The following is an 11,508-nucleotide window of genomic DNA, read 5'->3' on the forward strand; positions in this document are numbered from 1 at the left end:
GGTTTCTGGAGGTTATGCCTCACAAGGTGCGCGGCCAAACCTTCAAGGCGATCTCCAGCAACTCTTCCATTCGTTCGTTGGCCGCAACGTTGTCCCAAGTGCGTGTACGCAACTGCCTCTGTAGGATTGCGTCCTGACGGTTCGTCCAATTTAGAAGCTCTGGTGCCTTGTCGTAGAAATTGGGCGGAAGCGCGCTGTTGGTCTTCCCGGGCAGTAGCATCAGGTTCCCGAGCTTTCCGAGCCAGAAATTCTGCCGGCTATTCACCGAACGGCCGCCTTGAGGTTCTATATGCTCCAGGGTCATGTCTTGATTTCGAGGTAGCTTGGAATGTCCCCAGAATTCCTCGATCTTCTCGAGGGTACGGCGAACCCTGTGGACGTCGGCCGGCTTCTGGGCGAAATACGTCAGCCCTCGAAGGCCGTCTTTGAACTGAACGTCAGTTGGCATTAGGCGCACGGCGTCAGCCTTGAATGCCTCCAGTGCCCTTGTATATTCGGACGCGGACGACGCCGCATCCACCGCGTAGGCGGCGCGTCGATACGCGCGTCGGATGGTAGATGTGGAAGGGCGCTTCGAGATTGACCACCGGAACTGGAGCGCTTCTATTGATCGCAAGAAGTCTAGAAGAATCTTCTTGGCGATGGACTTATGTCGCGGATGGATGTAGGATCTCAATAATGCGAATAGGATGTTCAAGGGAAGGTTTGATCCAGGCACAAGACAGCCGTATAGCGCGGAGTCAATTTCCTCGAACACGTCCTTTCTCCAACGATCGGGCGGGACAATGCGCTCCCAGTGCTTACCATTCGGCGATGCCAAGCAGTCGTCGAACTCATTGAAGATTTCGGCGGTCTGGTGGAACCTCCTAAGGAATTCCCGTGCTGCTCCTTCCTCGTCGTCGAATGATTGCAGATGGTGGTCGACTGAGCGGCGGATGCGAGTTACGGCAATAATTTCGTCATCTGGTTGCTGAGAGGTTGAGTTCCAGAAGTATCCGAGAAAGTCTTCCGTGCTAACCTTGGACCATCCCGTCGATTCAACCAAATTGACGCAAGTTGTCCAGACTAGCTCTTCGTCCCGGCCCGGTGTAGCCTCGATCGCTGATATGACCTGATTCTTTACTAAGTCGATCTGGCGAAGGCTTCGACCCCGGTCATTCAGTGTCTCGAAAATCCTAAAAGCGCTGTTCTTGTCGCCACCTCGTACATAGACCACGTTGGCTTGAAGGAATCGGTCACGAATGTAATCAATGGTCTGTGCGGGACTGTGCGGACTGTCTCGCATTTCGGCGTTCACCAGGTCAGACAGCAATGTGAAGGCCGAAAACTGTGCCCTCTCAGCATTGCTTTCCGGCTTCTTCTTGACGACTTGTTCATCGGGCGAAGACAGGATGCGGAGTTGAAGAAAGCCTGCTTCATTACGATATCTCAGACGAAAAGTGGTCTCGCCGGAGAGATCGCGTTGCTGGATGTACTCGTTAAGGCCCTGCGATCGACCATGTTCGCCTATCGACTCGTAGGCGTTCTTTATGGCTACGATTGCAATCAGGATGGTTGTTAGTCGCTGCTGTCCGTCGACAAGATCCCATTGCTGCGGACCCGACGAGTGTACTACCATATTTCCGAGAAAGTGGCCACCAGCTGGGGCGGCTTTTAGGTCGTTCCACAAGTCCTGGATATTCTCCTCTTCCCAAGCATAGTCGCGCTGGTACCTGGGTATGATGTGGTCCCCGGTGCGAATGACTTCGGCAATGCTTCTTTGAGTTGCATCGAAATCCATTTTCCCCCCAATTGTTCTGGATGTACTGACGTCATAATGCGCGAACTCGGCATCAGTCTAGCGGTGCACGCCGTGGTACGGGCGCCTTTTACCATGTCTGTCCGTCCGATCCTGGAGTTTTTATACATTGGTCTGAGGGGCCGTGGGGCCGGTGGTGTGCGGGCCCAACGTGCAGTGTTGGCTGAGGGGATCGCGCCCTACCACTCCCGCATAGGAGGTCAGCCCGAGCGCGACCCGGTCAGTGAATTCGGTTCATCGAGCGTCGCGTGCACGGCCTGCCGTCCGCGGATGATCGAACCTCCGGGGCCGGCACGCACGCGGGTGCGGTCGGGACCCTGCTGCTCCAGCGGGATCTCGAGCTGATCGTCCGCGCGTGACGCGAGCATGCCGTCGGCCTCCTCCGCCTCGTACGCACGGATCAGTCTGCCGACGTCGATGCTGGGTCTCGTCTCGGCCTCGTAGGTCTCCCCGTCCATCGTCTTCAGGATCGCGTCGATCACGACCTGGGCGCCTTCGGGAGGAACGGCCATGCCCACCTGGCGTCGGACGCTCGGCTGCGAACCGTAGAAGCGGAAGGAGTCGGGGAACGTCTGCAGGCGAGCTCGCTCCCGGTTCGTGAGGGCGCGAGGCTCATTCCAGTGGTACATGTGCGTACCTCCGCCTCCGGAGCCGGTCACGGTGTACGAGGGTTCGTCGGGGTCGAGCTTCCGGTAGATGTTGCTGAGGGTGGCCCCCTTGACGTTGAGCACGAGCGAGTCGTCGTCGAAGGTCGTGTTGAAGGCGTTCTTGCCGGGCTGGATCGCCTTGAGCCGCTCGACCACGGACCTCCTGTGCTTGATCGGCACGTTGTTGTAGGCAGAGGGGTCGATGGGCTCGTTCTCGAGGACGTCGCGCGCGGTCCGCTGCTGCCACTTCGCAGGCGTGGTCGGGAGCGGAACACGGAAGCCTCGGGGGAGAGATTCCCGGACGTCGCGCCGGATGCCGACGATGAGAATGCGGTGCCGACGCTGCGGCACCCCGTACTTCTCGAACTTGTAGAGGTGGGCGACGAGCTCGTACTCGAGGTCCTCATCGACCTCCTCGGCGTCCGGGCCGTAGTACGAGGTGAAGGACGGATCGGTGAGCGCGGCGGCGCCGGGTCGGCGCAAGGCGGAGAGGATCTTGCCGAATGCCCGCCCGCCGTTGGCTCGGGAGAGTCCTGAGACGTTCTCGGCCAGGAACCACTCCGGTCGGCGGAGCGCGAGCGCATGGACGCCATAGGTGTACAGCGCTCCGTAGTCGCCCTCGAGTCCGCGATGCTCCCCCACCGTGCTGAAGTCGTTGCATGGGAAGCCGAAGGCGAAAGCATCGAAAGCTGGGACCTTCCGCAGGTCGAAGCCGCGGACGTCGGCGGTGAAGACGGTCTCGTCCGTAGCGCCGTGGATGTTCTTCCGATAGGTCTCCGCGGTGTCGGGATGGTACTCGACTGCCCAGCCATGGCGGACCGTCGAGCACCGCCCCTCCTTGATCGCATCCCGGCTCGCGAGCTCAGCACCGAGCGCGATCCCGCCTGGACCGCTGAACATCTCGCCGAGGACGTAATGCGGCACCGTTCCACCCCTACCGATCATCGAGCTCCGTCACTGCGCAGCCTACGCGGTCGTCCGCGTGGCGCGTGGGGCGATCCAGAGATCGCCTGTTGCAGCAGCTTACTCCGGGGCACCCCCTTCGCGGCGGATGCGCAGCGCCTAGTGGACGGAGATCTGTATCTCCGCCTGCGGTGATGCCGCCTACCGGGAAGTCGAGGACCTCAGGGAGTAAGGTCTCGCCTACGCTCTTCACATGGCCCTGCGACCCCCTCCGCCCAGCAGCGAGAACGCGCGCAGGACGATGCTCGCCAACCGCCGGCGGGACACCTCGATCGAGCTCGAGGTCCGACGGCGCCTCCACGCCGCCGGACTCCGGTATCGCGTGGACTTCCCCGCCGACGCATCCGACCGGCGCCGACGCGCGGACATCGTCTTCACGCGCGCGAGGGTCGCGATCTTCATCGACGGGTGCTTCTGGCACGGTTGCCCCGCGCACTACGTCGAACCGAAGAGCAACACCGACTACTGGCGGTCGAAGATCGCGCGGAACATGGAGCGCGACCTGGAGTCCACAGCCCGCCTCGAGCGTGCGGGATGGCGGGTCCTGCGGTTCTGGGAGCACGAGGACCCGGCGGAGGTGGCGGCGACGATCCTCGCGGTCATCCGTCCATGATCTCGGGTCGTTCATCGGTTGTCCGCGCGGCCCGATAACCTGCTCCTGACAGCGATGTTCACAGCGATCAGGGGTACTGGCATGGCAGGTCAGCAGCTGGACAGCGCGCTCTTCGAGCAGGCGCTCGGGGCGTACGAGGGGATGATGCAGGCTCGCTCGGGGGAGACGAACCAGAGCGCGGCGCACCGCGACTGCGTCGCGCTCGTGGATCGGATGTTCCCCGGTTTCCGCACGACGTACGAGGCGCGCGAGGAGGAGCGGAAGAAGTCCGTCGAACAGATCATCATCGACCGGCGGATCCTCACCGACGATGGAGCGTTCACGCCCTGGTACGGCGGTTCCAAGGTCATGCTGGGGGAGTGGCCCGACTACAGGCGCCGGCTGGAGAGCGGTGGTCTGCCGGCATCGGCCATCGAGTCGATCGACCAGTCGACGGAGATGATCCTCTCGCGCTGCGCGAACCCGAAGCAGCCGGGCGATCGGCGCAAGGGCCTGGTGATCGGCTACGTCCAGTCGGGGAAGACCGCGAACTTCACCGGCCTGATCGCGAAGGCGGTCGACGAGGGGTACAGGATCATCATCGTCCTCGCCGGCATGTACACCAATCTCCGCGTGCAGACCCAGCTGCGTCTGCAGAAGGATCTCGGCATCGACACCGTCCGGGAGCGCGCAGGCATCGGCTGGACGCTCCTGACCAACGCCACGGCCGACGTCGGCAAGAGCATCCCGCCGGGGTTCCTGTCCAACACGGCGAACGTCGCCGTGCTCGTCGTCAAGAAGCACGAGATGCGACTGGCGAACGTCGCGCGCTTCCTGCGCTCGATCCCCGAGGACATCCGCAACCGCCGCGGCGTCCTGATCATCGACGACGAGTCGGACCAGGCGACGCCCAACACTCTGGCTGCCAAGGACCTCGTGTCCACCATCAACCAGAGGATCCGCGACATCTGGGCCGCCGTCCCGACCGGGAGCTACGTGGCCTACACCGCGACGCCCTTCGCCAACGTCTTCATCGATCCGGCCGACGCGGGAGACCTGTACCCGGACGACTTCATCACGGTCCTCCCGAAGCCGGACTCCTACATGGGCTCGGAGCTCTTCTTCGACGTCCGGCAGGATGCGGACGCTGACGAGGACGAGGTCATCCATCAGCTCGCCCACGAGGTGCCCGAGCATGAGGCCGAGCTCTTCACTCCTCGCCCGAAGGACATCGACTCCTTCGATCCGCAGGTCACGCCGTCGCTGGAGGCGGCCGTGCGCTGGTTCGTCCTCGCGACGGCCATCCGCGAGCTGCGCACCGGCTCGGTGAAGCACTCCTCCATGCTGGTGCACACCTCCCAGCTCATCCGCGCCCACCAGCGGACGAAGGAGGTCGTGGCCGACCTCATCGGGGCCCTCAATTTCAACCTCGAGAATGAAGAGGACGAGTTCCGCAGCCTGTACGAGGCCGAGATCGACCGCGCGGCCTCGCTGCGGGACGGAGAGCGGGTCCCGAGCTGGACGGAGACGTGGGAGAGGGTGCACAGCGTCCTCCCGCGGGTCGTGGTCAAGATCGACAACGGGCAGTCCGACGACCGACTCGTCTACACCGATGAGCAGCCCCAGACCGTGATCGCCATCGGCGGCGGCACGCTGTCCCGAGGGCTCACCCTCGAGGGCCTCGTCGTCTCGTACTTCCTGCGCTCGAGCAACGCCTACGACACCCTCCTGCAGATGGGGCGCTGGTTCGGGTTCCGTCCCCGCTATCGCGATCTGGTCCGGGTCTGGATGGGCCCGGGCCTGCTGGAGGACTACGCCCATCTCGCACGCGTCGAGAAGCAGCTGCGCGACGAGGTCGCCGTGATGGAGGGGGAGAACCGCACGCCGCGCGATTTCGCCGTCAAGGTACAGAGCCATCCCGGTCGCCTCGAGATCACGAGCAGCAACAAGATGACGGCGGCCCAGCTGGTCCGCGCAGGGCTGGGCGGGACCCGGCGTCAGACGATCTACCTGGACCGCTCGCCCGGCGGCATCGCCGACGGCCAGCGCGCCGCACGCCGGCTCGTCGAGCGCGCTCTCGCGCATGGCGGTCCCGTCCTCCAGCGCAGCGAGCGCAGCGCCAAGCCGTTCCCGTCGCTCCTCATCCCGGGGCTTCCAAACGAGGACCTCGTCGCGTTTCTCCGCGACTACTGGGTGGCGCCGTCCGACAAGTGGCTCCAGCCGGACGGCATGGCCGACTGGCTGCAGCGCCACGGCACCGACGCGAGCTGGAACCTCGTCCTGCTCTCCGGGCCCGGCGGCGGGAGATCCGGATTCGAGCTCGCCGATGGCATCCGGATCGGCACCTCGAGCCGTGCGCCTCTCAAGCCCGAATACTGGTCGTCGTCGCGGCTCGGCCAGGGGGTCCCGCAGGGCGCGGACATCGTCAACATCCGAGCCCTCATGTCGAGCGCGGACCAGATGCTCGACCTGCGGATCCTCGCCGACCAGGATCTCCTCTCGCAGGAGGACGTCGCGATCGTCGACGGCGTGGACGTGGACGATGTGCCGAGCGTGAAGACGGCGCGCTCCCTAGTGCGGCCCGAGGAGGGGATGATCCTGCTCTATGCGGTGGATCGGGATTCTCGGCCGCGAGGCGAGACCTCCACGAGGACCCGCGAGCCCATGAACGCGAGCGGAGAGCTGATCGGGCTCGGCGTCGTCTTCCCGCACGTCGAGGCGGAGGACTACGGCGAGTACTGGGCCGTCCAGCTCGCGAACCAGGTCGTGGACGATGCCACGGCGACCCAGGCTCCCGACAACGAGGGCGACTACGTCTTGGAGGACGCACGATGACGCACGGCCATTCTCGGGCCGAGGAGGCGTACGAGCTCCTGCGCGGACGTCACGCAGAGCCCGGCGGGGGAGTCCGGGCCCTCATCGGACCTCCCGGCCGGCTCGAGGACGCGATCCTCGTGAAGGACCACGTGGGCATGATCCACCTGCTCGCCGCCCTCCCCGCGGGCAGGGAGATCTTCGATGTGCCGCTCGGTCATACCCTGCGTGCGACGTGGGTCGGGACGCGCAGCGCCGACGGGCACACGACGAGCCTCGACGTCGCGTGCACGGATCCGCGCCTGCGCCTCACGTTCCTCTCGCTCATCGGAGAGATGCTCGACCGCGCCGATGAGACCGGCAGGCCATGCATCGACGAGCTGACCGGCGTGCTCGACTCCTGGCGGTCCGCGCTCGCCCGCGCGAAGCGCGAGCTGGACCGGAGCCGCGCTGTCGGACTCTTCGGCGAGCTGACGATCCTCGAGCAGCTCGCCCGGAAGGACCAGGTGCGCGCCCTTGCAGCATGGCGAGGGCGCGAAGGGCACCGCCACGACTTCGCTCGCACGAACGCCCTGGAGGTCAAGACGTTCTCCTCGACCGGGTCCCCGTCTGTGCAGATCCATGGGCTCCTCCAACTCGACCCGCCGCCCGCAGGCGTGCTTCATCTGGTGGCGTTCCGCGTCGTGGAGACCGACTCCGGATCCTCCCTCGCGGAGCTCGTCGAGCGGATCGTCGAACAGGGAGTCTCCCGGGCCGATATCGCCGACTGCCTCGGTGAGGACGCCCCTGCCCTCGAGGGCGGGCGTGATCGGCGGTTCACGATCGAGGAGACCCGTCTGCATGAGGTAGGCGAGGATTTCCCGGGGCTGCGCGCCTCGCGGCTCGACGAGACGGCGCTGCGCGGCGTCGACGACCTGACCTATTCGCTGAACCTCGATGCCTGCCCCGGCGGCATCGATCCCCGGCAGCTCGACCGGATCCTCGAGGAGCTCTGACATCGCACGTGCCCATCACCTCACTCCAGTGGTTCCCCAAGCGGTTCTCCCCCGGAGACATGGATGCCTCCGGCGGGGACAGGCTGCTCGGGAAGACGGAGCTCTCCCGCCTCGCGGTGCTCATCCGGGAGATGGCGCAGAACAGCTGGGACGCCCGCTTGCCGGAACGCCAGCCCGTCTTCGGCGTCTCCCTGCGCCGCACGAACTTCCGGTACCGCGACAGCCTCGCCGAGCTCATCAGGGAGGGTCGGCTCGGAGATCTCGGAGGCCTGGTGCGCAATGCAGGGTTCCGCGTGCTCGAGATCTACGACCGCGGCACCGCCGGCCTCGACGGCCCGGCTGACCTCTCGCCCGTCGGGAAGGGCGCCTCCGCTCGGTTCCAGGACCTCATCCTGAAGTTCGGAGTCCCGCACAACAACGGGTCGACGGGCGGCACCTACGGTTTCGGGAAGACGGCGGCCTTCGCGTACAGCGGCATCGGCACGGTCGTCTACTGGACCCGATGCAGGAACTCGGAGGGCCACCTCGAGGACCGCTTCATCGTCTCCGCCTTCAGCGACTCGTACGAGGACGCCGGCGTGCAGTACACCGGCCGTCACTGGTGGGGCAGGCTCACCGAAGAGGGCGACTCGATCCTGCCCATCGTGGGCGAGGAAGCGACGGAGCTCGGCGAACGATTCTTCGAGACCGGGTTCGCGCCAGGGGAGACCGGGACGTCGATGCTGATCCTCGACCCCCTCGTCACCGACCCCGATGACATGGAGGACGCCGAGCGGGAGCCGCTGGATCGCCACCGCAGCGATGCCGGCGAGGTGGAGCGGGACTTCGCGCGCCGCGCGCGGCACGTCATCAGGGCCAATCTGTGGCCGAAGATGATCGCCGAGACACCCGCCTCCGGCGTCCCCATGGAGATACGCCTGCACGTGAATGGCGAGCCCATCGATCTGGGATCGCCGGAGGCAGCGGTGCTCGCCCACTGGGGAGCCGGGCTGAATGCGATCCGCCGCTTCCGCGCCGGCGGCCGGAATGAGTCAGCGTCCCCGACGAACGTGCCGATCACCGTTCTGGAGATCAAGCGCTACGACAAGGTCATCGGGCACCTCGCCCTGGTCCGACGCATACCCAACCTCGAGATCATCCAGGGGCATGTCGAGGACGACGACCTGGATCCGTCCCGGACGGACGCCCGGCTGCAGCGGATCGCGCTGATGCGCGGCCAGGCGGAGCTCGTCGTCACCACTGTGGACTGGGTGGGGCGGGAGCCGTTCGAGGGGATGGACTGGCTGGCGGTCTACAAATCCGCCGACGAGTTCGACCAGATGTACGCCGACGCCGAGCCTCCGGCTCACGACAGCTGGGTCACCGACGGCAGCAGCAGCGAAGCGGCGAAGATCGTGCGACACACCAGGACCCGCGTGAAGCAGCTGATCACGAGGGAGCTCTACCCCGAGACGACGAACGAGGAGGCTTCTGCCCCGCGGATCGCCATGGCGACAGGGGCGCTCTCCCGTCGGCTCGGCGCGATCCTCCCCGCTGCGGCGCCGACGATGCCTGCCGTCCGAGAAGGGGGCGGCGCCGGCAGGAGACGAGCGACGACGTGCGCACGTTGGGTCGTCGAGGCCGAGCCCCCTCGTCTGATCAGCACAGACGCCGCCGGGCGCCAGAGGCAGGAGGTCGAGTTCCAACTCAGCGGCGGGACCGAGCCGGTCGGGACGGTTCGACTGAGCGTCAGTCTGCTCGGTGACGAGGGGCTCCACGAGCTGGTGCCGCCGGAGGAGCTCGACATCGAATGGGGCGAGGGCCTCGCAGGCAACGGCGCCTACGCCCACGTGCCGGCCGGTTCGACCGGCGTCGTCCGCTTCTCCGGTGCGCCTCGCCGTGCGATGCGCGTCGAGCTCACCGCAGGAGGCATCGATGGCCGTTCTTGAGTCGCGGCCCTTCCTCGCACCCGCGAGCCGTGCTGTCCACGCGACCATCGAGATCATCGAGCCCGCCGGGACCTCGTTCGAGGACATCGGCGACACGTGGGAGCCGGGGCAGCGCATCGTCCTGCGCTGCCGAGCAGAGCTCGCACCAGACTTCTGGGAGCAGACTCGGATCGATCCGAGCGAACCCGTGCTCCTGGTCGGCATTGCCACCTGCCTGCCAGCCCGGGCACGTTGGCGCTCCTCGGCCCGATTCGAGCAGATCGACGGAGCATGGCGCGCCGACACCCTGGTCGAGGTGGACGGATCCGTCGTCGCGGTCGAGGTCCTGGCCGACGCATGGGTCGTCGGTCCGGGCCGGACGGGGAGCGAGGATCCGTCGCTCGCCATCCATGAAGGGGCGAAGCTCTGGCAGTTGACCAAGCCGAGCAAGCTGGAGCTGGAGAGCGACGGGGCCGCCTTCCCCACCACGGCGATATCGTTCGCTCAGACGGGGCGGCGCGATGTCCCCTGGACCGTGGAGCTGGCTCCAGAGGCGGAGCCGTTCTGGAAGATCAGCTCCTCAGTCCGGCTCTACATCAACACGGACTCGGATCTCGCACCTGCCATCCTCGACGGCAGCGCCTCCGAGGACCTGTTCGCGCTGATGCAGTGCGACATCCACCTCGCCGTGATGCACAGCCTGGCGAAGTGGCGAGATTCCATCCCCCCGGCGCAGATGATGGCTCTCGCCGAGGAGGATGTCGAATCGCTCGCATCGTTCGGAGCCAATCTGGCCCAGAGCCTCGGTCTTCCTCTCAGCGAGTGCCTCCGCCTCGCACGGGAGGAGCCCCTGGCCCTCTCGGCCCGGTCTCGGGAGGCCCTCTCGTTCGGAAGGAGCTCGTCGGCATCGTGACTCGCATCTATCCCCAGTTCGACCGGGACGTCGCGTTCGAGGAGCTGGCTGCCCTCGAGAACCTGCTGCGGGCAGGCATGGCACCGCGGCCGCTCGCGGACGGCATGCTCCATCCCGCTACGAAGTTCAACGGTTTCGGCGGAGTTCCGGTCGACGTGCCGCGACTGCGCGCGCTGCGCTCCGCTCTCGAGTCGGCTCTGAGCGGCGCCGGTGCACAAGGACGCGACGCCGATCGACGCTTCGATGTCGCCGTCGGCCAGGTGCTCGCGCACTGGTTCGAGGAGGATGGGCGCGGGCAGGCGTCCAATCCGGAGATCTGGCCGTATCTGACGATCTACGTGCTGCCGGACCTCGCTATCAGGCGATTCGGCCCGGACAAGTCCGGCAGGCTGCCGCGCGACAGGTACCTCTCGGGGCGCCGCAACGTCTTCTACCGGGCCTACCTGCGATCGTGGATCCTCGGTGATCTGCTCGATGACCCGGACCTGCCGCTTTACGAAGACGATCTAGTCGGACTGGTGGACCGCAATTTGTCGGCGGACCACAGGATCGCTCGGATGATCGGGGAGCAGATCCGGTCAATTCAATCCGGCGAGGCACGTCGAGAGGGAGTGAGAGGAGGTCTTAAATCGGTGCAGTACGAGTTGCGAGTCAGTGACCTGGCCTCACTTACGGACGAATCCGCCAAACGGGTCATAGCGGAATGTTTCGACGGAGGAGTGAAAAGACAGGGCGCAACTTTCTAATCCGGCAAGTGAAACTGTTGTTGCGGACTTCCGGGACTAGGTCTAGGTCAAATGGTTCTGGCGGCCTCCCGGACCGAGCGAGACAGACGCGGGCGTCTAACGGGAATAAATAACCGCAAACCCGCGGCGCCAG

Annotated in this window: 8 protein-coding genes; 6 read left to right on the forward strand and 2 right to left on the reverse strand. The window is 65.5% G+C overall.

The genetic code is table 11. The features are described from left to right. Positions 1-19: 19 nt before the first annotated feature. Positions 20-1,780 (reverse strand): GmrSD restriction endonuclease domain-containing protein, encoded by a 1,761-nt coding sequence (locus BF93_RS19255; protein ID WP_084148257.1) that lies wholly within the window; start codon positions 1,778-1,780, stop codon positions 20-22. Positions 1,781-1,998: 218 nt separating this feature from the next. After that, positions 1,999-3,369, reverse strand: a complete 1,371-nt coding sequence (locus BF93_RS04555; protein ID WP_198025343.1) for a DNA cytosine methyltransferase — start codon at positions 3,367-3,369, stop codon at positions 1,999-2,001. 232 nt (positions 3,370-3,601) lie between these two features. Here BF93_RS04555 and BF93_RS04560 point away from each other — a divergent pair, with 232 nt between their 5' ends. The 6 genes from BF93_RS04560 (at position 3,602) to BF93_RS04585 (ending at position 11,375) form a co-directional block, all read left to right on the forward strand. Next, on the forward strand, positions 3,602-4,021 hold the full coding sequence (locus tag BF93_RS04560) for a very short patch repair endonuclease (RefSeq protein ID WP_038370860.1): 420 nt from the start codon (positions 3,602-3,604) through the stop codon (positions 4,019-4,021). 81 nt (positions 4,022-4,102) lie between these two features. Continuing rightward, positions 4,103-6,835, forward strand: a complete 2,733-nt coding sequence (locus tag BF93_RS18825) for a Z1 domain-containing protein (RefSeq protein WP_051486516.1) — start codon at positions 4,103-4,105, stop codon at positions 6,833-6,835. A 137-nt stretch (positions 6,836-6,972) separates the two neighbouring features. Further along, entirely contained in the window at positions 6,973-7,809 is an 837-nt protein-coding gene (locus BF93_RS18830; RefSeq protein WP_232226204.1) for a PD-(D/E)XK motif protein, read from the forward strand. 131 nt (positions 7,810-7,940) lie between these two features. Further along, positions 7,941-9,737, forward strand: coding sequence for a hypothetical protein (locus tag BF93_RS04575; RefSeq protein ID WP_198025344.1), 1,797 nt, complete (start codon positions 7,941-7,943; stop codon positions 9,735-9,737). Next, on the forward strand, positions 9,724-10,629 hold the full coding sequence (locus BF93_RS04580; RefSeq protein ID WP_038370863.1) for a hypothetical protein: 906 nt from the start codon (positions 9,724-9,726) through the stop codon (positions 10,627-10,629). Before BF93_RS04575 ends, BF93_RS04580 begins: the two co-directional genes overlap by 14 nt. Next, positions 10,626-11,375, forward strand: coding sequence for a DUF6339 family protein (locus BF93_RS04585; RefSeq protein ID WP_038370864.1), 750 nt, complete (start codon positions 10,626-10,628; stop codon positions 11,373-11,375). The genes BF93_RS04580 and BF93_RS04585 overlap by 4 nt, the downstream gene beginning before the upstream one ends. Positions 11,376-11,508 lie beyond the last annotated feature (133 nt).

The sequence above is a fragment of the Brachybacterium phenoliresistens genome, from assembly GCF_000576425.1.
GTDB lineage: Bacteria > Actinomycetota > Actinomycetes > Actinomycetales > Dermabacteraceae > Brachybacterium > Brachybacterium phenoliresistens.

What these genes read in the sequence shown, in the direction of transcription:
- BF93_RS18825 (WP_051486516.1), top strand. Translation starts at nt 4,103, where the DNA reads ATGGCAGGTCAGCAGCTGGACAGCGCGCTCTTCGAGCAGGCGCTCGGG.
- BF93_RS04575 (WP_198025344.1), top strand. Translation starts at nt 7,941, where the DNA reads ATGGCGCAGAACAGCTGGGACGCCCGCTTGCCGGAACGCCAGCCCGTC.
- BF93_RS04580 (WP_038370863.1), top strand. Translation starts at nt 9,724, where the DNA reads ATGGCCGTTCTTGAGTCGCGGCCCTTCCTCGCACCCGCGAGCCGTGCT.
- BF93_RS04560 (WP_038370860.1), top strand. Translation starts at nt 3,602, where the DNA reads ATGGCCCTGCGACCCCCTCCGCCCAGCAGCGAGAACGCGCGCAGGACG.
- BF93_RS18830 (WP_232226204.1), top strand. Translation starts at nt 6,973, where the DNA reads ATGATCCACCTGCTCGCCGCCCTCCCCGCGGGCAGGGAGATCTTCGAT.
- BF93_RS19255 (WP_084148257.1), bottom strand. Translation starts at nt 1,780, where the DNA reads ATGGATTTCGATGCAACTCAAAGAAGCATTGCCGAAGTCATTCGCACC.